The following is a 24,241-nucleotide window of genomic DNA, read 5'->3' as shown; positions in this document are numbered from 1 at the left end:
TTCCTATCATGGGATATTCCCCATTCTGACTATAAATAATACAAACATTACCAATAAATTTTTTTGTTTGCACACAACCTCTAGGCAGCGTTGCTACCATAAATAGAGATGATGGAATCAATCAGATAATTTTTAAAATGTCAACAGCTTTAATTACAGGTGCGTCAGGTGGAATTGGCAAAGCTTTTGCAGAGGAATTAGCGGCACGTAAAACAAATCTGGTTCTTGTTGCACGATCTTCTGAGAAACTCAACCAAATAGCTACAAGATTACAACACAAACATCAAATAAAAATCGAAGTTATAGCCAAAGATTTGACAGAAAATAATGCCACAAATGAGGTATTTGATGTCATTCAAAACAAGGGCTTAACAATTGATTTGTTAATCAATAATGCTGGTTTTGGTGATTATGGAGATTTTGCTGAACGGGACGGAGAACGGCAATTAAAGATGATTCAATTAAATATTATGGCATTGGTAGATTTAACTCACAAATTTCTACCTTTAATGCGTCAACGTCGTTCTGGCAACATTATTAATGTTTCTTCAATTGCTGGCTTTCAACCAATGCCATATATTTCTATTTATGCTGCCACTAAAGCCTTTGTCCTGAGTTTTAGTGAAGCATTGTGGGCAGAAAATCGAGATTATGGTGTGAAAGTTTTAGTAGTTTGTCCAGGTCCGACAGAAACTGACTTTTTTACAGAAGCGAAGTTTCCTGAAACTTTAGCAGGTGCAAATAATAAAATAGCGACTCCTGAAGAAGTTGTACATGATGCTTTACAAGGTTTAGAAAAAGGTGTTTCGACAGTAGTTAGCGGTGGTTTAGGTAATCAACTCATCGTCAATATGCATCGTTTTTTACCACGAGAATCCTTAGTAAGTGCGATCGCAAAACAGTTTAAAAATGGATAATTATAATTGGTAATTGGGTTATTTATCTCCCCTGCTCCCCTGCTCCCCTGCTCCCCTGCTCCCCTGCTCCCCTGCTCCCCTGCTCCCCTGCCTCCTGCCTTCTGCCTTCTGCCTTCTGCCTCCTGCCTTCTGCCTCCTACATATATCTAGTTAATTGCACGCGGTAGCGGTCTTTTTTTGTAACTGCTATTTCACCAACTTCTAAACGGCCTTTACCGCGAATGGCAATTAAATCTCCGGTTTTCAGGTGGGAACTAGCTTGAGTGATTTCTTTCCAATTCACACGCACATCACCGGAGTCAATTAAATCAACCATTTTGCTACGAGACATCCCAAAACCGGCTGATGCGATCGCATCTAATCTTAAGGAAGCTTCTACAGTCGTCAATTCTTTCTTTTTCGGTTCGCGGATTTTTAACTCATTGATATCAATGGGTTGTGTTTTCACAGGAACAGAACGCACCTGTTTTAAACTCATCTCCAAAAATTCTGTCAGTTCCGGGACTACAATTACTTGCGCTCCCCGTTCTCCCAAAACAATAATATCTCCTGTTTTTTCCCGCACAATTCCCGTCCCCAACATTGCACCTAAAAAGTCGCGGTGGGTTGCAGTATCAAACAGAAAATTACCAGCCATTTCTAAAGCAGTGATAGCGACTTGAGATTGATCTAAGGGTAATTCAGACCGGGCGATCGCCACTCTTTGACGTTCAGCTTGAGGATATCCACCCCAAGCTACTAAATGCACGTCTGTTAATCGACTAAAAACCCGTTGAATTTCCGCCAACTCTGGCGGAGACAAAAAATCAGTAAAAACCACTTCCCAGGTCTTTATAGCTTGCTCTGCCTGGTCAATCACGCGAGCTATACTATCACGATTTTCAACACCTTTTAAAAGTTCTTCTCTGGGTAACATTATGGTAAGAATTCAGGAGTCAGGAGTCAGGAGGCAGGAGGCAGAAGGCAGGGGGCAGGAGGCAGGAGGCAGGAGGCAGGAGGCAGGGGGCAGGGGGAAAATTACCAACTATCAACTATCAACTATCAACTATCACCAAACATTAGTTTGTTTCTGCATAACCTTGAATATTTTCTGGGTCAAACTGCCGTAAGATGCGAGTAGCTTGGCGAGTCAGAGTTTCTGAACCCTGAACCACAATTATGTATTTACCAGCATCCAAGCGATTGCGGTAGGGTAGGGCATCTCCACCACCGGACACTAAACCTACACCACCACCAACAAACACACTACCCATAGCACCGCTACCAGCACCAAGTAGCCCACCAATTACATGATTGCCAATTTCTCCAGCCCAAGCAAAGGTATCTAAGCCAGTGATGAAACTGAAGGTAAAACCAGCAAAAAAGCCAAATGGTACCAACCAGAATGCCATCAATCGCGCTTGTTTTTTAGCTTCTTCCTTGGGATCAATCAAACCAAACTCATCAGCGGTTTTGTATCCTCTACCCAGGATAGAGCTATTTATACCTACTTTTTCTAAGTCTAAGTAAGCAGCTTCAGCTTGGATGCGATCGGATAATACGGCAACAAGGTAATTCATTAGTCTAAAAATTGTGATCTGAAAAAAATTGTCCTTAATTAACAGGGTATCAGCACTAGTACCGCAAGGCGGAAGTCAAAAGTCAAAAGTCAAAAGTCAAAATGAATACAGCGTAAGTTTTTCAGAGATTTGGAATAGTTGGTTTATTTACGCCGTTCTGTACTAGTTACACCCTACATTCAGGACTAAATATTATTTTAGACAATCCAAAGGCGCACAAAAATTATTTACGCCTTGCTTGAGGACATATATTAAAACCGGGGTTGCTAAAATATTAGGAAACTCTGGAATACTTTGCAGGTGTGACATCATCCCAGCAACTGAGTTATTGAGTAAATATTCCCGATATTCTTGTTCACAAACGACTGCACGCCATTTTTTTGCTAAAGCGTCTAACCACTCAGAATTTGTCTGACCTGGTTCTTGTCCGGCTTTGATCGCAAGTGTCATGGCTGCATCTTCTAAGTCTCCATCGCAATCCTCAATTAAGTCTAATGCTTCCATTGCTTGTAGATCATCTGCTAATTGAGAGCGAAACTGGGCAATTTCTTGTGATGTGATTTTAGTCATGAGAAGAAAGAGTTCAGGAGTTAGGAGTTCAGGAGAGATTATTCTTCCCCTACACCCCACACCCTACACCCTACACCGAATTTTGACTAAAAAGCCTCATTTGCTAGTAATTACACTGCTAAATGAGGCTTTTGGCTCTTTTAAAAAAGTTTTGTTGATCTACTTCTTAAAAGCTCTAGATGTCACATAGCGTTGTAACTCGGTTAAAGCACGGTTGTAGTTCAAGATGGCGCGAACGCGATTACCTTCGGATCTAGTAAGTTCATTTTCCGCGTTAATCACATCTGTTTGAGTGCCTACACCAGCTTGGAATCGCAAACGAGCTAAACGTAGAGACTCTTTGGCTTGCTCTAGAGCCGCGTTGGAGGTTTGGACGTTTTCCAAGTTGGCGATTTGGGTAGAATAAGCCTGTTCTACTTGAAAACGGATTTGGTTACGTTGTTCTGCGAAATTAGTTTCAGCGATCGCCATATTAGTTTTAGCCTGGGCTGCTCTTGCTTTTGCTGCACCACCATCATATAAATTGAGGCTGGCTCGCACTCCCACGGAATAACCATCGCTAACGTTGATACTATCATTAAACACATCTAGCAGGTCATAGCTGGCAACTAAACTAATTTGCGGTCCTAAAGATGCTAGAGCTTGTCTTCGTTGTTGTTCGCTAATATTCCGCTGTGCCAACTGCTGTTGTAGTTCGGGGCGGTTTTGATAAGCTAAGACAATGCTATCTTCTAAACCACGTTCCCAAAGACCAGCTAGCTGTACAGGGTCAGCAGCAGTGATATTGATCGACTGGGGCAGATTCAAGCGAGTAGCTAACCGCCGACGAGCGATCGCTTGCTGAGAACGAGCATCAGTTAACTCTTGTTGGGCATTGGCTAAATTCACCTGCGATCGCAACACATCAAATCTTGTACCCACTCCAGCCCTTTCCAAAGCCTGTGCATCTCGCAAACTAGCCTCAGAATTCTGTACTGCTGACTGAGAAATACGTACATTTTCATCTGCCTGTTGCAAATTATAGTAATCTGTAGCAACATTCAGGCGAATTTCCTCAGATTGTCTTTCTACATCTAATTCCTGAAATCGTACCTGTTCCTCAGCCTCTGTAATTGCAGCATTTCGTCTCCCAGACGTATAAAGATTATACGTAAGTTCTGCTTGACTACCGAAGCTAGTATTAGACTCCGCATCAGGAGCTAGAGGATTTAACCTCTGTTGCTGTTTAGCTTGCAGCGTGCTGCTAGCACTCCGGCTATTAGTGACGTTACCGTTCACTCCCAAAGTAGGCAACAAAGCAGCCTGAGCTTCTCGGAGAGCAGATTTACTGCGTCCTAACTGCAATATCGACACCTGTAATTCGTTGTTATTCCGCTTTGCCAGTTCCAGCGCCTCGGCCAAAGTAATGGGCTGATTTGTCTGAAGCCTGACTTCCTCTGGTTTGGTGGGAAATAGCAGAGGATTAGGATGAGAATTCAGGTGTTCCAGAGGTGTCCCTGTAGAACCTGTTGGTGTAGGTGTGGCAGTTTCTGCATTGGGAACAGATGGCTCTGAAGAATTAGGCGTTTGTGAATCAACAGGATTAGTAACTTGAGCTACCTTCTTGGTTTCCACATTTTTTTGTGAACAAGCCTCTAAAGCCAGAAGCATAGCAGCTTGGCTTTTTTGCTTGGCCTGTAAACATTTTTGCCCTGTCGGTAACTGTGCTAATGTGCTACTCGTCACTGTATTTGACAAAAGTGTTTTCGGGCTGTTTTCTTTGGTCACACTGCCATCATGAACCACAGAGGCTTCTGTAACATCATGATTAGCCACAGGCTTCACACTCAGGTTACTAAAATCCAAAGTAGGTACTAAAGCTGGAGAATTATCAACTGTGGTATTGTGCTGCTGTCTGTTGATGTCGTCCACAACTGAGGGTTTCCCATCGGTTGCAGTCAAGACACTAGGAGTAGACACCAGTTTGACTTCACCAACTTTGGGGGTATTAGCCCAAGCCGATTGAGTCGTTAATACTGCTGCTGTTACACCAGGCAAGAAACTATGAAATAAGTGCTGTCCTTTCACCGCATCCCCTCACACGAAAATCAATCTATGTAGCGGCAGAAAACTTGTCTTCACACAGAATATAGCACGATACTAAATGAAGCAAATAATATACTACTATACCGAATTAAAAAATCAGAAAATTACTTTTCTTCAAAACGTTTGACAATGCGAGAAAGTTCCGCCTTTTCATCCATGATAACGCGGGTGGGCGCTCCACTGACAATTCGTTCATAATTACGGAATGAATCTTTAATATTCGGACCATCAGCCGTAATATTGTACTCCCTAATCCCCTTATCGTGCCACGAACCCCTCATCTTGAAGACGTTGATTGCCCGTGACATCTCACCATGTATTTCCACATACTGCAACATAAGAATTGTATCAGTAATAGTGGAAATATGAGAATCAGTGATTGAATGTGACCCCATAAATTGGTCACTTGTGTTGGTAAAGAAGCCTGTTATCTCTTCTTGTTTGGCATAGCCTGTAACGCCAATTACAAACTGACGAAAAGCATTATTGCTTACGCCTCTAGCCAGGGCTGAGAGGGAATCAATGGCAATTCTAGCTGGCTTAAAATCAGCAATTTCTGATTTAATAATTTGCAAGTGGTCTTCTAACCCAGTTGATTCGGGATAGGTACAAATTATTTTTAATAAACCTTGGTGTTCTAATTCTTCAAAATCAATTCCCCAAGAATAGGCATTTCGAGACAGTTGAGCGCGGGATTCTTCATAAGCAAATAAAATTGCTCGCTCACCGCTCACACAGCCATCTTGAATAAATTTGCTGACTAACAGAGTTTTACCAGTACCTGTGGCTCCTGTGGCTAAAATAATTGAATCTTTAAAGAAACCACCACCACACATTTCATCTAGAGTTTTGACTCCCGAAGATACGCGGACATTTGAAGACCTTTGTGTTAAACGCATTGCGCCTAATGGGAAAATGTTAACTCCTGCATTAGTAATGGTGAATGGATATTCACCTTTCATGTGAGTTGTTCCGCGTAATTTGAGAATTTCGATTGTCCGTCGTCGGCGTTCTCCTTCTAAAACGTTGCGAACAATGACTACATTGTCGGAAACAAATTCTTCTACTCCAAAAGAAGCTACTGGCCCATATTCTTCTCCACGTTCTGTGGTAATGATAGTAGTGACATATAATTGTTTGAGACGTGCTACTAGGCGGAATATTTCTCTTCGCACTACTCCCACTGCTTCATATTGTTGGAATACTGCTGTGATTGAGTCAATGGAAACCCGATGAGCTTTGTATTTGCGAATAGCATACTGTAAGCGTTCAATTAAGGCTGATAGATCAAAATTACCAACAATATCTTGACCTTCAGGATCGGGAGAGGCATCGAGAATAAATAATTTTCCTTCTTCAATCAGTTTTTGCAAATTCCACCCAAAAATATGGGCATTTTTAATAATGTCGCTTGGTGATTCTTCAAAGGTAACAAATACTCCTGGTTCATCAAAGTAAGTGATGCCATTATACAAAAATTGTAGGGATAATAAGGTTTTACCTGTACCAGAAGTACCGCTAACTAAGGTTGTTCTCCCAACTGGTAACCCGCCATGACTAATATCGTCAAAGCCCTCGATCATCGTGCGGATTTTCTCTACACCCCCAATAGGTGGATTTTGTTGCTCTTGTTGCGCTTTGTCACTCATTGCTGATCAAATATGGGTATTTAACCCGGTTTTTAAAATTACTAAAGTTGGAACTCAATTTTTATGAATTTTATGAATCAGTATTTTATACCAATTTGAAAAATGAATGGGACAGATGGAAAGATGAAAAGCTGATATATCAATAATTTCACAATCCAAAATCTAAAATCCAAAATCCAAAATGGTATTACTATTCCCAGTCTTCTTCACTCAATTCTTCATAAAGTAAGTCTAATCCTATCAAAACTCTCTCTCTATCAGAAAGATCGCCAATGATTTTGCGAACTGGGGGTGGCAAAATTTTCGATAATGTCGGTGTGGCTAGTATTTTATCTTCTTCCGCTAATTGTGGATTTTTGAGAACGTCGATTACTTTTAGGGCATATACTCCTTGAAACTCCTGTTCTAATATGTTTTTAAGTGTGCTTAATGCTCGCACGGAGTTGGGTGTGTTCCCTGCTACATACAGCTTGAGAACATAGGTTTTTCTGGCTTTATTCATAAATTTACTAGATAGACTCTGAGTATAGGTATACAATATACAGTGTACTATAAGTACACAAGGTGCATTTAGTTACTTTCGCTATGTACAAAGGCTTGTTTGCGGCTGTCCGGGTAAAGCGCAGTGCTAAATACTTACTGCCCGAAAACAGCCTGTGGGGTTTAGGGTGTAGAGAAAATCATACCCATTCAACAAATTCAATTGATTTTAGAACTGGAAACTCTATAGACTTCACACAGATGTGCCAGAATATCTATCAATGTCAGCCTGTAATCTAATAATGTTTCATCGCTCCTCCCTTCTAATTTTAGTTGTTTGGAAAATTCGTCAATCAGTTCCATGTGAATTTCTATAATTTGTGGCACAGGAATATTAGCATAAAATAATGCATTGATGAATTTATCAATCGCTATTTTTAATGTTTTGTCTGTTGTAAAGTAATCTATCAAAATATGCCGATAATCTGATTTCAGTTGTGCTAATAGTTCCTGCTTTTCGGCTAGACTCATTTTCTGAAACCATTGCTGGTTTTTTTGGTAATTACAGGCTAAGACGTAGGCATATTGAGTATTGTCATCTCTTGTTTGATTGGTATTTAACTGTTTACTGTTATGTAGTTGGTGGATTTTTGCAGCACTAGTAGCAGTCAATGGTAAACCAAAAAATAGGTTAATGATGTCATCTATGACATTATTTAACCCCTCTATGAAACCTTGCTGCTGATTGGAAACAGCAATGTTATATAAAGATTTTTTAACATCTGGTAGCCAAATCAATAATATGGGTAGTATCATTTATTTTTTATAAATCTTAGACGATCGCCTCAATTATGATATTAAGGCTGAATTAAATTTGAGCGCGGTAAAACTTTTTCCGTAAACTTTGAGTAAAGAACGCTTTATGTAAACCAATTGTTGAGGAATTATGTATATATTACCTATTTTTGCAGATGTGTAATATAACTTAATATCCAATTGTTCAAGAGAGGAGGATATAGTGACCAAATTTTATGATCTGGGTATGTATATCTATCTGAATATAGATTTATTCATTTCACTCCTTGATAAGATACATAAACGAAGTTAAAGTATTGTCTCATTCTAAATCATTATAATTCCTCAAGGTTCTAAAGCGAATCTTTGGAGCGATAATTGTTTTAGCTGTAACTATAGATAAGGAGTTTCAATACCAACAAGATACGGGTAAGGATAGCGCGTTGTTGGCGAGAGTGGCAACCGGAAGCATAGCTGCTCTGGAAATTGTGGGAGGCAAGCAATTGTCTAGCAAAGTGGATTTAATTGCTTCTATAACATTTAAGTTTCCACCAAGAACGCTTGTATGAATTTTCTTGGAGGATATATTTTCATGCATGAAAACCCTCAGCACTTTGGCAGATAATGGATGCCAAAGGCGGACAGAGGAAGAATGACCCCTTAAGTCTTATGTTAATGTTACATTACCCGCTTTATGACTTTCTATCAACCGTACCCAGCTGCCCGGAAACAAGCACTTTGGGAGTGGTGCTGGAGATTTTGGAGAAAGAGCAGTGCGATCGCTTGGTAGTGGTGAATCAACAACAGTACCCGATAGGATTGTTATACTCTGCCCGTTTAATCCCGAAATTATTAGCAGCAGCCAGTGGCGAAACGTTTTTAAATCTACAGCAGTCAATCTCTAATTTGAGTCCTAGTCTGATTTCACCAATACAGACAATATCAGCTTCTGAGCAGCTGGAAAAATTTAATTTGTTTTTGCGTTATCAACAAAACCAAAAAAATAAAATATTAGATTGGGCGTTGACTGATTCAGATGGTAAATTTGTGGGTCTGGTGGATAACTCACGCTTACTCAGTTTTTTGGCGAGGAAAAGATCAACAATAGGTCTGGGCTTCCCAGGCATAGGAACGGAAAATCAGGGTGTGTCCAAAAATCGCTCATACAACCAAATTGAGCATCAACCATTCAAGCACAAGCCTTTGGTGAAGTTGCTAGAAAGACTGCCTTGGCCTTTGATGTTACAAACTGGTAATGGTGAGGTTTTAACGCAAAATCCTGCCTGGTGGCAACAATTAGGAGTTTTAAAAGACCCAGAAGGAATTAGACAACAAGTAGAAACTATTCTTGCGCCTGTCCGGCCTCAAGACCTAGAATACGCTAATCAACAAGCAGTTAGGATTCATCCCCATCCCAGAGGTGGTGAAACTGAAGAAAGATCCACGTCGATGAAATGGCCTGCTGATGGTAATCACTTTTCTACCAGAAATGAAGCCCTTCACTCACCATCAAATCCACCAATCATTGACGAGTCAAAATTACCTGCAAATAGTACCTCTGGTAGTCACTGCTATTTGGATGCTCAACAGGGGACTTGTACTTGTGTTGTAGAAGTGCAGAATGGTCAGGAGCGAATTTGGCAGTTTGCCAAAATCCCGTTAGATAGTCATGAGTTAAAAGTTTTGAGTGGTGATTCAAAAGTTACACTCACAACTGAGAACCCAGACCTTTTAACTGAGGATTTATGGTTAGTTTTAGCCACTGACGTTACCGAACAACAACAACTTTTCAAAGAATTGGCAGCGAAAAATGCCGATCTGATTCAACTGAACCGGTTAAAAGATGAGTTTTTAGCTTGTATTAGTCATGAACTGAAAACACCGCTGACAGCCGTTTTGGGTTTGTCACGCTTGTTGGTAGATCAACAATTAGGAGAATTAAACGAGCGACAAGCCCGTTATGCGAGTTTAATTCATCAAAGTGGCCGCCATTTGATGAGTGTGATTAATGATATTTTGGATTTGACTCGGATGGAAACTGGACAGATGGAACTTACTCCGTCCCCAGTGCAAATTAGGGAAGTGTGCGATCGCGCTTTATCAGAAGTTAAAACCCTCCACAATCAACCTAGCAAATTTCCTCATTCCTCTCAATCTGAAAGCAAGCATTCACAGGATCATCAATTCAGCTTAACTATTGAACCAGGCTTAGAGCAGATAGTTGCAGATGAATTACGATTGCGGCAAATGCTGGTACACTTGCTTTCTAATGCCTTTAAATTCACCGAAACCTCTGGAGAAATTGGGTTACGGGTGAATCGCTGGGAAGGTTGGATTGCTTTTACAGTTTGGGATACAGGTATTGGTATTCCTGAACACCAACAACATTTAATCTTTCAAAAATTCCAACAATTAGAAAATCCCCTGACTCGACAATTTGAAGGTACTGGTTTAGGACTAGTATTAACAAGGGCTTTGGCTCGTCTACATGGGGGAGATGTTAGCTTTTTGTCTCAGGAAGGCAAGGGTAGCCAGTTTACCCTGCTATTACCACCCACTCCTCCCAAAACCAGCTTTGGGGAATCCGAAGGGGGAAATTCGGAATCACATCAACCTATTTCTTCTCAACGATTAGTGTTAGTTGTTGAAGCAGTAGCTCGATATATTGAAGACTTAACCCAACATCTGAAAAGTTTAGGCTATCGGGTGGTGATTGCGCGATCGGGAACAGAAGCACTGGAAAAAGCCCGTCGTTTGCAACCAAAAGCTATATTTTTGAACCCCTTACTACCCCTACTGTCTGGTTGGGATGTGCTGACTTTACTAAAATCCGATAGTGCAACTCGCCATATTCCTGTGATTGTCACAGCGACGGGAGCAGAAAAAGAACACGCTTATGCTCACCGTGCTGATAGTTTCTTGAGTTTACCAGTTGAACATCAGGCTTTAGTCCCGATTTTGGAAAGATTGTGTACTACACCAGAAGCTGAACAAATAGGTTTAGAAAATAACAACAACCCCATAAAAACGCCTTTGCGGATTCTGAGGTTGGTGAATCCCGAATTAGAATTTGTTAATCCCCAACCTTCTTTGCGAGAACATCGAGTCATTGAAGTAGATGATTTAGATCAAGCAGAACTTTTAGCCAGGGTTTGGCAGTTTGATGTCATTTTACTAGATGTGGAAACTTCTACAGCCCAAATTTATCTGCAAAAGTTGACTAAGTATCCACGTTTAGCGGCTATACCGTTGGTGACTTGCGATGTTGCTACTACTTTGAGTGCTTCCCAAATACCAGAATTGTCTGTGTTTCCTTACTTAACTCCTTTGGGTAAAGAAAATGTTCATGCTAAAGGAAAACCAGATGCTTTATTATCAGTGCTGCAAATTGCTTCTGGTATTTGCTGTCCTCCCAATATTTTAGTGGTAGATATTACCATGATGCTTGATTTGCCACAGGTAAAATCTAAGCAGGTTAAGGGTGAACAACTAGAAAAAAAATCTGCGCTCAAAAGTGAGTTTGGACAGGGTGAATCTTCCGCCAATACAGAACGGGGATCAGAATGGTTTCAAGCTTTAATTCAGTATTTACAAACTGCTGGTTTTAAAGCGGCTATGGGAAACTCTTGGGCAGAGATGCTGCAACAAATTCGCCATCAAAGTGTTGATTTAATCCTAATTTGTTTGGGTGAATCTGCTCTTCATCAAGAAGTGCAGAAAGCATTAAAAGCTCTACCGAATTTACAGTTAAATTTACCACCTATTTTGATGATTGATCAAAGATTAAATCAGGTGACAAATGCAGAAATTTCACAACCAAACAAGCAAGGATATCAGCTATTAAAAAATAATAATGGGGTTGGTGATTTGGCCGATATTGCTGGTCGTATTGCTACCCAGATATTACCTCGTTCTATCTCCATGGAAGATTTATTAAACCAAATTAATCAGGCTTTGGTAAATGGTAAAAAGTGTTGATTGGGCAATTACGAGATGTTTGGTTTTTCTGGTTTGTTTTGTTTGATTCTCTGTAAGGGAATGCGAATGAGATTATAAGCTCCTTTGGTGGCGATGTTTTTGTAATTATCCGGTGGTAGGTTCATGTCAATCAATTTTTTCTGCTCGGTCAGAAGTAGCAGTGATGCTGGATGTGTTTTGTTGGCTGCTTGATTGTGAATATGGTCTAAAGCTTGTTGGGAAAATTTCAGGTAATTAACGTTGCTTTGGGTGTAGAAGGTGACAGTGGGTTTTTTGAAACCGACCATGACTAATTCTTCGTTGGGTTGTCTTTCTTTGACAGCGATCGCAGATAATTGTCTTAAAGGTTCCTGACGTTGTTGATCCATCAAGAATAAAGCAGGCATTAAAACCAATGATAAAAAGGCGATAAAACCTACCAGATTAATAGTGATGATGGCACGCCAACGGTAAGTGAGGATCAAAATAGCGATAATGACAGCACCAGTCAGCCAAATTATCCCACCCACATTAGCGATTCCTGAATTTTGCATTTGTTCGTACAATTCAGGTGCAGCGGGGTCTGTGCCGATGATGTGGGATATGTTGAATAATGCCACTCCCAATGTGGAAAGAAAAGCCACATTCACCCAACTACTGATGCGGAAAGCTTGATCAGTTTGTGTGTTTGGGTACAGGTTACTCCACGATAAGGCCACAAGAATGGCTGCTGCTGGCATTAAAGGTAATACGTAACTGGGGAGTTTGGTAACGGAGATGGTGAAAAAGCAAAATACTCCCAGAAACCAGAAACAGGCAAATAAACCCAATTGTTGAGAACGTTCCTGAGTTTTCCACTGCGATCGCTGCCAAAATCTTAACCTGGTCATGGATACAGGTATAAAAACTGAATATGGTGCAAAACCCAACAATACTACCAAAAAATAAAAATACCAAGGGGCTGAGTGACCATTCACAACCTCTGTAAAGCGTTCTATGTTGTGATAAACAAAAAAGGCATTAATAAAATTCCAGCCATTGCGCCAAGTCACCAAGATGTACCAGGGAGCAGATATAGCGAAGACTATTCCCATGCCCAAAATCGGGCGCATTTCTCGCCACAGTTCCCAGAATTTGCCTAAGTATAGGGCAAAGGCAATCATGATTAATCCTGGTAAAACTATTCCCACTGGGCCTTTAGTTAAAATTGCGCCGGCAATCAACACATAACAAGCCAGATACCATTTATTGGGGAAGGGAGAAGGGGCAGAATTTTGAGCGTATCCCAAAAAGAAGCAAAGCAAAGTTGAGGCTATACAACCGGTGAGTAACATATCGGAAACACCGACTCTCCCCCAAACAATCATTTCGGGATTGAGTGCCATTAAAGCTGATGCGATCGCCGCTGTTAAGTAACGACGAGTAGGATTTGCAGTTTGCTCTAATTGATCTTTTTTGGCAAAATGCCACTGGACAGCGTAGAATGCCAAAGCCGTGACTGCTGCTGCTGCTAATGCTGAGGGTATGCGGGCTGCCCATTCATTTACGCCCATAATAGAGTAGGCGATCGCTTGACACCAATAAATTAACGCTGGTTTATCAAAACGAGTTTCACCATTAAAAAAGGGTGTAATCCAATCACCTGTAACTAGCATTTGTCGGGAAGCTTCTGCAAACAGCGGCTCAGTTTCGTCAATTAAGCCAATATTGCCCAAATTCCAGACAAAAGCTATGAAATTAATCAACAGCAACCAGACAATGGAAATAGTCACAGCCAGGGCTGGACGCTGTTCTATCTTATTAAACCATTGGTCAACAGAGGTGCGATCGCTCAATTTTAGCCTCATAAATCCATACTCACAGACACGGTAAATTGTGTCTTTCCCTTAAACACAATAATTCAAAAGTCGTTCATTGGTGCGATTTTGTTCTCACATCACAGAAGGCAGGAGGCAGGAGGCATAGTTAAGGCTGGTAATGGGTAATGAGTAATAAAATCCCAAATTTAATCCTGTTCATCCTTAAATCCTGGAAATCCTGATTCTGACAATTGCTCTAACCATAATTGCACAGCAGACTGTAATCTTGCTCTTTCCGCATCTTCAATACCCTGGGGATCAAAACGATAGCGATAATGAATTTCAATCAATGATGATAACTCCTCAATCAAATCAGATGCGGAAATTTCCTTTTTTAATCTTTCCATCCAATTCTTTAAAGACTCGGAAGGCTGTCTTGTAAATCCTAATTCATTTAATGCCTTCTCAATTAAATAAAATTCCGAATCCTTGCTAATTTCCCCTTGATTGTTATAAGTTACTGTAGATAATAGCCGCTTCTTAAATACACGCTGCACCTTTTTTTGAGGAGCAGATTTAGCTATCATCATTAAAATTAATGGCAGCAACAACCACCAAATATATTTAAATAAACCACTACTGCTAATACTTCTTAACCAACTGGCAAGTTTAAAACCCCAGAATGACCATAAATCAGAAATAATTGATAATTTAGAAACACCTCCATCTTCAATACTTGTCCAATCAGAAGGTGTAGTATCAAAAGCTTGCCATTTATCATCTATATATACCATTGTCCAAGCATGAGCATGACGACTACGGACAACATATTGCTGTTCTAAATTACTAAATTCGTGAACCGAATAACCTACGGTATAACGGGCTGGAATACCTAAAGCACGCAAAATTAAAGCTGTTGCACTAGCAAAATATTCACAATGTCCAGCACGAGTTGTGAGCAAAAATGTTGATAAAGATGTAGAAGTAGAATCTTTACCTGTAAGTTGGAGTGAATAACGATAATTTTTTAATAAAAATGCGTCTACAATTGGCAAAATTTCTTGAGCAGATTTTCCTTGAATATCCAACTTATTAACAATCTCATTTATAGCTGATGCTTCTGCTGTAGGAACTTGTAAATCATCCATTGTGGGAGGACTATCTAAAGAAACTTGGTCATTAAATTGAACTTTGTAAGCGAGATCATTAACTTTCCCTACTACTTTTATCGTTCCATATTTATTCTTCTCCATCTCAATAACTGGTAAATCATCAATTGCTACCGTGCCATTAGCTAATCTCAAGATACCTTTACCATGATTGAGTGTCCCATAAATAGTGAGTGTAGAAATATTATCCGTTTTCGTTCCTAAACGCCAACTTGTATTATTAGCCTCTGGCTTAACAGGAACAAATCCAGGATTTAATGCTATCCATAAAGCAGATTGATATTTATTATAAGTTGCTTCTCTTAAGAGAATGGGGAAATTATTCTTGTTTTCAGAAGCCACCCTAAAAACAATATCATTGGACTGTTTTAAAACTCCAATTTCTCCCATGCTTGTTTCTTTTTTAAAAGCATTAACCTCTTGTCCAATAGCATCACTAAACCATGATACTAACTGGTCTTCTACTTTCAAATGAAGTTGGTGTAGTCCTATTTGTCCAACAAAACCAATACTTCCCGCAGTGAGGAATAAACAAAGCCAGATAATAGGTGAAAATCTAGGAGAACGAACAAACCACAACGCAATAGCTACAAGAATAAACATCCCCATATAAAAAGATATATTTTCCGTATTAGCATTACTAGCAGCTAAAATACAAAGGGCAACATACGGGTAAGTTAAATTAATCCTAAAACTGTTGCTTTGTTCTCCTGTTTTTTCATCGTTAAATATTAAAAACAGCGTAGTTAGGGAAACACTGTCATTGACAGCATAAATCTGAGCAGCTATCAACGGAAAAAATACAATAGGTAACCACTGTAAGAGAGTGTAGACTATATAAAAAGAACGGTTAGCAATTAATAGATAAATACTCACAGAAACCAGAATAACCAAGCATAAATTAGCAATCTGCTTGATATCATCACTGGAAAAATCCCAGCGAGACTGCACAAAACGAGAACATTCAAGAAGTATAGCTATTGGTATAGCAAAAATCCATATTCCAGTTTGCCAACCCCAAAACATTATAGTCGCACCAAGTAGTAACGGTGGTGTTTTCATATTTGCATCAATTCCTGTTGTATATTGTTGATATTTAAAATATGAAAAGTTGCTAATTCATACTGCATCAATTCAGTTTTATTTAAGTTATCATGGTCATTAGTGAGAATTAAAACTAATGTATGTACATCCATATTATTGAGATATTGTATTAACTTCTTTCTCTCTTCATCCCAAGAGATAAATATGCAGATACAACCACTTAACATAGAAATTTTTTCTAACACAACTGGGATGATAGAATCAAAATATTTATCCCGACAAGAACCCACAGAAGCCAGAATTTCTAACATCTTTTCTGTATGACTGATTCCTCTCCCAAAGGTAAAACAGTAGGCTTCATTTCCGACGAACATCAAGTCTAATAAAGATTCTTGAGTTTGCACTTCCGATGCTAATGAAGCTGCTATTGAGATGGCTTCTTCTAAAATGGGACTATATTTTTCAGTTTGAAATGTATCTAAAATTAATGCGTGACGGACAAAGAATTCATCTTGTTCTTCTTTAACGATGGGTTTACCGACTTTTGCCCAACTTTTCCAATGAATTTTGCGGATAGAGTCCCCAGGACGATATTCTCGTAAAGAGCGAAATTCTTCAGCATCTCCCACAGAAGAAGCTAATGATATACCACCAGATTGATATTTTTTTAACCCTGGTAATTGAATAGGTGGTAGTTTATATAATTTAGGCAGAATTAATAAAGATTGGGGTAATAAGATAGTATGACAAGCATTAAAAAGACCAAATGGATCTGGTCTTGCTATGGTCATACTTACAAGCCGCATTACTCCCCTATGGGTGGGTGTAATTTCGCCAATGATTTCTGTTTTGCTATTGGATTGAAGCGGTGGTAATTCTATAGTTTTTGCTGTTCCGCACTGTTTACGGGAAACTAACCACAACCACCGATAAGAACCTAATTTTATATCTAAAGGAGTGCGTTTATGTTCTTCTGGTTCTGGTGTTTCTAGAAATTCTTTCCAGGTTGGACGAGGATCAGCAAAATTTTCAAATAATTTTAAGTTTGTTTGCTTTTGATTGGTTTTATTATGAATGATAATTCTGTATTTTAGTTTAACACCAACTGTTGCAAACCGTGGTAAGGTACGGATTGCACTAAAACGGAAGCGAAATAATAGACTACAAACAGTAGCAATAATGAGGATAGATAATAGGAACGTGAATATTTGATAGGTCAGATTTTGGGTTGTATCTAAACCTAAAGCAGCTGCAAAAATTAAGCATAAAATTACTGCAAAGCCACTAATAGTAATTCGTTTTGTAAGTCTGTGTTGAATGGCTGAACTAAAATGATATATTTGATATATAAATTTTGGCATTTTTATAACTTTGCTAAATAGTCTTGATATTTAACTATTTCAGTACCTGCAAAGTAAGAATTCAGGAGTCAGGAGTCAGGAGTCAGGAGTCAGAATGCTTATGAAATAAAGAATAGAGGGAAGTGAAATTTTATCAAAATCATCAAAGTTGACTAAAAAATCCTTTATTCTCCTGATTTGGAGTATTCTCCATCCTGAATACTTACCCTGCAAATTTCCCAATTACCAATAACCCTTGATTTCCTGTAACTAAAAAACCAATCCATAAATTAGTATCAATAACTATTTTACTCCCTTACCAGCATAAGATTACATATCTTCTTCCTTCTTCCTTCGCGTCCTATCCCTACGGGACACTTCGTGAACGCGTCTTTGCGGTTCATTTAATCCATATTCTTTTAGTGGGAAGGGAGTAAGTGCTTTCATCAAGTAGGAACGGTAACAGATTTAAGAACGTCTTCAACTACACCTGATGCGGTTTTTCCAGAGAAACGTGCTTGTGGTTCCATGATTAAACGATGAGCAATTACTGATACCGCAAGTTCTTGAATATGTTCTGGTGTGACAAATTCATAATCATCAAATAAAGCCAATGTTTGAGCTATTTTCATTAATGTAATAGATGCTCTAGGACTAGCTCCTAATTGTACACCTTCGGCTGTGCGAGTAGCATTAACAATATCAACAATATAACGTTTTAATTCAGCACTGATTCTGATTTGTTTAACTTGCTGTTTTAAGGTGATTATGTCTTCTAGGTCAACGCATGGTTGAATTGTATCTATGGGATGTTGTTGAATTTGATCTGATAGCAGGTTAACTTCTTCTGCTGCTGAGATATATCCTAAACTAAATTGCAGTGCAAACCGATCCATTTGCGCTTCTGGTAGGGGATAAGTTCCACGAGATTCAACTGGGTTTTGTGTGGCAATTACAAAAAATGGATCTTTTAGTTTTCGTAAGTTTCCATCCACAGTAACTTGAAATTCTGCCATTGCTTCTAATAGTGCTGATTGGGTGCGGGGTGAAGCACGGTTGATTTCGTCAGCTAAAACTATGTGAGCAAAAATCGGTCCTTCATGGAAATTAAAGGTTTGTGCGTTGGGGTTTAAAATCGAAACTCCTAAGATATCTGATGGTAATAAATCAGGTGTAAATTGAATGCGTTTGAAGCTGACATCAACAGAAAATGCTAAGGCTTTAGCTAAAGTGGTTTTACCAGTTCCGGGAGAATCTTCTAATAAGATGTGTCCACCACTAGCAAAGGCAGCTAACAATTTTCTAATTGCTGCTGATTGACCTTTCATCACTTTTTGAATGTTGTTACCAATTTTTTGATAAATTTCTCGACCAGACAGTTGAATGTTTGAATCTGCCATAGGTTTGATCAATTTAATTTTTCACCACACCCTCAACTTTACACCTTTTATGGAGTTAGTAGTAATTGCCATTCTTTGGTTTGGGAATTCCATTTTGGTGAGGAGGTTTCGCCAACAACATAGGGTCCCCAATAGCGTCGGGTGCCATCTTGGGCAAAGGCTACTAAAATATCTCCTGTTTCTAGTTTTAAGTTACCCTCTGGGAGGGATAAAATTAAACCTTTTTGACTACCTTCTTGGGGATCAAAATCCCAATGAGCGGGAAGATTATATTTTGTTTTGCTGGCTGCGGAGTTTTTGACGGCTGAATGTCGCGCTAATAGGGCTAGACGTACAGGTTGATTTGTTTGATTGCTCATTCGCAAACTACCTAAGCCTTTGCTTTTATTAGCTGGGGTTTCTGGAGTGGGTTTTGCTAATTGTTTATGTGTTGCACTTGTGACATTGGCTGCACTAGCAGATATCACTTTTTCTGATGAGGTTGGTGGGGCTATCTTTTCTTCTAATGCAGGAGTTTGATCCGTAAGTGTTGATAAAACGTCTGGCTGGTCAGGCTCAAAGGATACACTCAGTCCTAAGCATCCGGCTAGGAGTCCTAGTAGTCCCAATGCACAAGTTATAACTGCCAAGTTGCGATACATGGAAGATTTCATAATCATACTTTTTAGAGATAAGATTTTTCTTAGTTGTCAGTTTTGAGGGAATAGATACAAGGCAAGAGAAGAAATTTCTCTCCAGTTCCAAATCCCAAATTCCCAGTCCCCAATGTCCAGTTAATTTCATGCAAAATACTCGTCTTAATAACCTATTAGATACTATTGCTAGTAGCTTGGGGCAATGGTTTGTTAATCCTTGGCGGCGATTTTCGCTGCTGTTAATTTCTTGGTTGTTTGGTTTTTTTCTGGGTTCGGCAGTGTCTACTACTGCTGGACAAAAGGCAGAGTTGGATATTGTTGTAGCTGCTTTTTTAGTTCTACTGACGGAGATTACCAGCAGGATATTTTATAGTCGCAGCTTTTTTGCTAGACAAGCAATTTGGGTAGAATCTCTGAATTTACTCAAGATTGGTTTTATCTACAGTCTATTTTTAGAGGCTTTCAAGTTAGGTTCTTGATTTGTTTGGGGGTGCTGATTATGACCGATGAGTGGCTAAATGAATTTTTTACTAAAGGTGTTATGGATGCCTATTGGCAAGTTTCTGCACAAGAGGCAGCATTGGCAGATTCTGTGAGGGCAAAGATTTTTGGCATTACCCCGGAGAATGTAGCTCAAGTTATTTTAGAGCGATCGCTCCTACTTAAATCTGTTTTACCTACTTTTAGCCAATTTTGCCAAACTAACCTGCAAATACCGTCTCAAGCCATGTTACAGGTTTTGTGGGATTTATGGCTACCGCTGGCGAGCAGAATTGTCTCAAGTCGTCAAAATTTGGGTAGACCTTTTATCCAGGGGATTTTAGGTGGACAAGGTACTGGTAAAACCACCCTGTGCCAGATTCTGAGTTTGATTATCCAGCAGTTGGGATACTGTACTTTGTGTTTATCTTTGGATGACTTGTACAAGACTTATAGCGATCGCCTGGCTTTAACTCAGCAAGATCCCCGTTTAATTTGGCGCGGCCCACCAGGAACCCACGATCTCGACTTAGCTTTAATTTTACTCGATCAGATTCGTGAAGGCAATAGTCCTGTCAGCGTTCCCCGTTTTGATAAATCCGCTTACTCTGGTGCAGGCGATCGCACCACTCCAGAAATTTTTACCAACGTTGATATAGTCCTATTTGAAGGCTGGTTTGTTGGTGTGCGCCCCATTGATCCCCAAACTTTTGATACTGCACCGCCACCTATAGTCACAGATGAAGACCGGGCTTTTGCTCGTGACATGAATCATCAACTCCAAGCTTATTTACCATTATGGTCACGCTTAGATAGCTTAATAGCACTTGATCCCAGCGATTATCGTTGTTCTTTACAATGGCGTAAACAAGCAGAACAAAAAATGATTGCTACTGGCAAATCAGGTATGAATGACGCAGAAATAGAAGAATTTGTCAATTACTTTTGGCGATCGTTACACCCAGAATTATTGATCAAGCCGTTACTGAAATCCGCCAAAGTTGATTTAATCGTGAAAGTTGATACAGACCACTCTTTTGGTGCAATATATAGTCATTACTCTTGACATTCCTAAATATATCCACCCAATTAGCTGTAAAACGTTTACAAAATACAGCAAAATATGGCTTACGCCACGCTACGCTATCAGGAGTCAGGAATAAAACTGGCTTTGTGTATAGGTTCGAATTTAGATGTTGTACCTCCTAACTACGCAAACTGCTGTGACTCACCGAATTCTAAAAAAGCCGGAGATATATATGGGTATTACATTTATTTTCACCCACTAACTATAAAATATATAACAAACATAAATCATATATGAATAATCAATACTTTAACATACCGGAAAATCTCAATTATAGTCATTATGAACAACAACCAATTCACACCCCTGGTTATATACAGGCACATGGTGTACTCCTAGCTTTACAACAACCAGATTTAACAATTTTACAAATAAGTGACAACACAAATTATTTTTTTGGAATCCCCGCAGAATCTTTACTTGGGCAAAACTTAAACTGCCTCTTATCTTCAGAACAAATAGAATCCATTACTAATTCCTTACAAGAGGATAAACCCGTAGTTGTCCATACATTAGAAATTATAAATTACCACAAAAAAAAATCTTTCACATTATTAGGGATACTGCATCGTTCTAATGGAGTTTTAATCCTAGAATTAGAGCCTCATACAGCTATCATAGCAAATTCATTAATAGGATATACTTATCTTTTAGAAACAGCAATTTCCAACATCCGTAACGCCTTCAATTTATCCGATATTCATCAAATAATTGCCCAAGAAGTGAGAAAAATAACTCACTTTGATCGAGTAATGATCTACAGTTTTACAGCAGACTACAGTGGAGTCGTTATTGCCGAAGATAAACAAAGTCATTTAGAAAGTTATTTAGGGTTACATTATCCTGCTTTTGACATTCCCAATCAAGCCAGACAACTTTACTACAAAAATCGGCTACGAATCATTCCTGATGTTAATTTTCAACCTGTAAAAATTATTCCCAGCAATCATCCTCTTAGCAATGAACCCCTTGACTTAAGTTGTGCAATATTAAGAAATATCTCACCCTGTCATATAGAATACTTACAAAATATGGGTGTGACTGCTACAATGTGCATTTCTCTCATTTATGAAAATAGGCTTTGGGGTTTAATTGCTTGTCACCATTATTCCCCCAAATATATTGATTATGAAATTCGCAAAATTTGTGAAGTAATTGGTCAATTTGCATCTATTGAATTAGTTAATCATCGTGAACGAGCCTTGAATTTTTATCGTCACAAAGTAAAATTAATTCAACAGGAGCTAAATCAAAATTTAACCAATGAATTAGATTATATTGGCAACGTCTTTCAGCGGAATAAAACAAATTTATTAAAATTATTAAAAGCCAATGGCACAGCAGTTTTATTACAAGGACAATTAATATTAATTGGTAATACTCCATCGGCAGAAGATACGCGGGAGCTAGTAGACTGGATCTTAAATCAAAAAAATCAAAAAAATCAACAAGAGATTTTTTACACAGATTCCCTTCCACAAATATATCCAAAAGCTAGTAAATTTCAAGATATAGCAACTGGGATTTTAGCAATTTCAATATTTCTTCATCAGCAGTCTTATCATATTATCTGGTTCAGACCAGAGCAAATTCAAACTGTAAATTGGGCAGGTAATCCCCATGAAGCAATATCTGTCAACTTGGATCAGGAATATTACCTCACCCCACGTAAATCATTTGAACTATGGAAACAGACAGTTAAAAACAAATCACTTCCTTGGCAAATATTTGAAATTGAAGTGGCACAAGAGATGAGAAATAGTCTCATGCTTGCAGCACTAGAGTTTTCACAACTAGCATTACAACAAGCAGCTGAACAAGCAGAAATTGCCAACCGTGCGAAAAGTCAATTCTTGGCCAAGATGAGTCATGAATTACGAACTCCACTCAATGCCATCTTAGGTTTCACTCAAATATTAACCCGTAATAGCTCATTATCTCAAGAAGATCAAGAAAATTTAGACATCATTAGTCGCAGTGGTGAGCATTTGCTGTCATTAATTAATGATGTATTGGAAATGTCCAAGATTGAAGCTGGTAAACTCACCCTAAATGAAACCTATTTTGACTTGTATCGTCTCATTTACTCAATTCAAGAAATGTTTGCCCTCAAAGCAGCAGATAAGGGAATAAATTTAATTACTGAATTTGGTGTCCAGGTAAATAAATATGTATTTGGAGATGAAGGAAAACTCAAACAAATACTCATTAATTTAATAGGTAATGCTATCAAATTTACCGTTATTGGTCACGTTGCTATCAAGGTATCCTGTCCTCAAAATTATACATCTTTAGCTGTAACAAATGGCAAAGTAATAATTGAATTAGAAATAGAAGATACAGGTGCAGGTATTGCTCTTGAAGACCAAGAATTAATTTTTGAAGCATTCCTCCAGTCCAAAGGTGGAAGACAGTTTATGCAAGGTACTGGACTGGGATTAGCTATTAGCCGTCAATTTGCCAGACTCATGGGAGGTGACATCACAGTTAAGAGTATTTTAGGTGAGGGTACAATCTTTACTTGTCGCGTTCAACTCAGTCTTGCTAATAAGGGAGATGTCATTTCTCCCATTAAAAATACCAACAGAGTTGTGGGTCTAGAACCAGGACAACGTAGATACAGAATCTTAATTGTTGAAGACATTTTAGAAAATCGTCTTTTGCTAGTTAAACTGCTAGAATCCGTTGGTTTAGATGTACGTGCAGTAGAAAATGGGTTACAAGCAATTGATATTTGCCAAGAGTGGGAACCCCATCTAATTTGGATGGATATACAAATGCCAGTCATGAACGGGTATGAAGCAACCAAACAAATTAGAGCCATGAATCAAGGAAAAAATATCATCATGATTGCTCTAACTGCAAGTGCTTTTGAAGAAGATAAACAAGCTATTTTACAAGTCGGTTGTGACGATATTGTTTCTAAGCCTTTTGAAGAAAAAATCCTCTTTGAAAAAATGGCACAGTATCTAAATTTACGTTATCTCTATGCAGATATTAATCAGCAAAAAAAACAAAATAAGCCGAAGAATGATCATAAATTAACAAAATTGAGTAGCTCTGATTTACAGGTTATGCCACCATCTTGGATTGCTCAGGTTCATGCAGCAGCAATAGTCATTGATGATGCACAACTTTATGAACTGTTTGAACAAATACCCGCAGAACATGAACAACTAGCTGAGGCATTAAAAAATTTAGTTTATAACTTTCATATAGAAACAATTATTAACCTCACTTCTCCTGACTTTAATCAAATTAAATTAAATTAAATT

Annotated in this window: 17 protein-coding genes; 5 read left to right on the top strand and 12 right to left on the bottom strand. The window is 38.8% G+C overall.

Annotated elements, in window-relative coordinates; all coding sequences use genetic code 11:
- Positions 1-137: 137 nt before the first annotated feature.
- The gene (locus tag ACLLO5_RS18840; protein ID WP_413172008.1) at positions 138-917 is read left to right on the top strand and encodes an SDR family NAD(P)-dependent oxidoreductase; all 780 of its coding nucleotides are present in this window, start codon (positions 138-140) and stop codon (positions 915-917) included.
- Positions 918-1,053: 136 nt separating this feature from the next.
- Here ACLLO5_RS18840 and ACLLO5_RS18835 read toward each other — a convergent pair whose 3' ends face one another.
- From ACLLO5_RS18835 to ACLLO5_RS18805, 7 genes are all read right to left on the bottom strand, one after another.
- Positions 1,054-1,833, bottom strand: a complete 780-nt coding sequence (locus ACLLO5_RS18835) for a photosystem II S4 domain protein (RefSeq protein ID WP_413172006.1) — start codon at positions 1,831-1,833, stop codon at positions 1,054-1,056.
- Between the two features lie 142 nt (positions 1,834-1,975).
- A complete protein-coding gene (locus ACLLO5_RS18830; RefSeq protein ID WP_413172005.1) occupies positions 1,976-2,476 on the bottom strand; it encodes a hypothetical protein in 501 nt (166 codons plus the stop codon).
- A 192-nt stretch (positions 2,477-2,668) separates the two neighbouring features.
- The gene (locus tag ACLLO5_RS18825) at positions 2,669-3,046 is read right to left on the bottom strand and encodes a hypothetical protein (protein ID WP_413172004.1); all 378 of its coding nucleotides are present in this window, start codon (positions 3,044-3,046) and stop codon (positions 2,669-2,671) included.
- A 159-nt stretch (positions 3,047-3,205) separates the two neighbouring features.
- A complete protein-coding gene (locus ACLLO5_RS18820; RefSeq protein WP_413172003.1) occupies positions 3,206-5,113 on the bottom strand; it encodes a TolC family protein in 1,908 nt (635 codons plus the stop codon).
- Between the two features lie 122 nt (positions 5,114-5,235).
- A complete protein-coding gene (gene kaiC / locus ACLLO5_RS18815) occupies positions 5,236-6,780 on the bottom strand; it encodes a circadian clock protein KaiC (protein WP_013193181.1) in 1,545 nt (514 codons plus the stop codon).
- Positions 6,781-6,970: 190 nt separating this feature from the next.
- Positions 6,971-7,282 carry a circadian clock protein KaiB gene (gene kaiB, locus ACLLO5_RS18810; protein WP_013193180.1) on the bottom strand — a complete coding sequence of 104 codons (312 nt, stop codon included), beginning with the start codon at positions 7,280-7,282 and terminating at the stop codon, positions 6,971-6,973.
- 197 nt (positions 7,283-7,479) lie between these two features.
- Positions 7,480-8,076 (bottom strand): KaiA family protein, encoded by a 597-nt coding sequence (locus tag ACLLO5_RS18805; RefSeq protein ID WP_413172002.1) that lies wholly within the window; start codon positions 8,074-8,076, stop codon positions 7,480-7,482.
- 603 nt (positions 8,077-8,679) lie between these two features.
- On the opposite strand from ACLLO5_RS18805, the gene ACLLO5_RS18800 reads away from it, so the two are divergent.
- Positions 8,680-12,033, top strand: a complete 3,354-nt coding sequence (locus ACLLO5_RS18800) for an ATP-binding protein (RefSeq protein WP_413172001.1) — start codon at positions 8,680-8,682, stop codon at positions 12,031-12,033.
- Positions 12,034-12,041: 8 nt separating this feature from the next.
- Here the strand turns inward: ACLLO5_RS18800 and ACLLO5_RS18795 are convergent, their stop codons facing one another.
- From ACLLO5_RS18795 to ACLLO5_RS18775, 5 genes are all read right to left on the bottom strand, one after another.
- Positions 12,042-13,859, bottom strand: coding sequence for an ArnT family glycosyltransferase (locus ACLLO5_RS18795; protein WP_413172000.1), 1,818 nt, complete (start codon positions 13,857-13,859; stop codon positions 12,042-12,044).
- 158 nt (positions 13,860-14,017) lie between these two features.
- The gene (locus tag ACLLO5_RS18790) at positions 14,018-16,042 is read right to left on the bottom strand and encodes a transglutaminase-like domain-containing protein (protein WP_413171999.1); all 2,025 of its coding nucleotides are present in this window, start codon (positions 16,040-16,042) and stop codon (positions 14,018-14,020) included.
- Complete coding sequence (locus tag ACLLO5_RS18785) at positions 16,039-17,385, bottom strand: DUF58 domain-containing protein (RefSeq protein ID WP_413171998.1); 1,347 nt, start codon at positions 17,383-17,385, stop codon at positions 16,039-16,041. Before ACLLO5_RS18785 ends, ACLLO5_RS18790 begins: the two co-directional genes overlap by 4 nt.
- A 425-nt stretch (positions 17,386-17,810) precedes the next feature.
- Positions 17,811-18,764, bottom strand: coding sequence for an AAA family ATPase (locus tag ACLLO5_RS18780; protein ID WP_413171997.1), 954 nt, complete (start codon positions 18,762-18,764; stop codon positions 17,811-17,813).
- A gap of 47 nt (positions 18,765-18,811) precedes the next feature.
- Positions 18,812-19,417: a hypothetical protein gene (locus tag ACLLO5_RS18775; protein ID WP_413171996.1), complete on the bottom strand. Its 606-nt coding sequence runs from the start codon at positions 19,415-19,417 to the stop codon at positions 18,812-18,814.
- Positions 19,418-19,545: 128 nt separating this feature from the next.
- On the opposite strand from ACLLO5_RS18775, the gene ACLLO5_RS18770 reads away from it, so the two are divergent.
- The 3 genes from ACLLO5_RS18770 to ACLLO5_RS18760 all read left to right on the top strand — a co-directional run bounded on the left by ACLLO5_RS18770 (position 19,546) and on the right by ACLLO5_RS18760 (position 24,238).
- Complete coding sequence (locus ACLLO5_RS18770) at positions 19,546-19,878, top strand: DUF565 domain-containing protein (RefSeq protein WP_413171995.1); 333 nt, start codon at positions 19,546-19,548, stop codon at positions 19,876-19,878.
- A gap of 20 nt (positions 19,879-19,898) precedes the next feature.
- Positions 19,899-20,945 (top strand): glycerate kinase, encoded by a 1,047-nt coding sequence (locus tag ACLLO5_RS18765; RefSeq protein ID WP_413171994.1) that lies wholly within the window; start codon positions 19,899-19,901, stop codon positions 20,943-20,945.
- Between the two features lie 254 nt (positions 20,946-21,199).
- Entirely contained in the window at positions 21,200-24,238 is a 3,039-nt protein-coding gene (locus ACLLO5_RS18760; protein WP_413171993.1) for an ATP-binding protein, read from the top strand.
- Positions 24,239-24,241: the final 3 nt, after the last annotated feature.

This window comes from Anabaena azotica SJ-1 (assembly GCF_047275885.1).
In the GTDB taxonomy this organism is placed as follows: domain Bacteria; phylum Cyanobacteriota; class Cyanobacteriia; order Cyanobacteriales; family Nostocaceae; genus Trichormus_B; species Trichormus_B azotica_A.
This window is presented reverse-complemented; position numbering and strand designations above follow the sequence as displayed.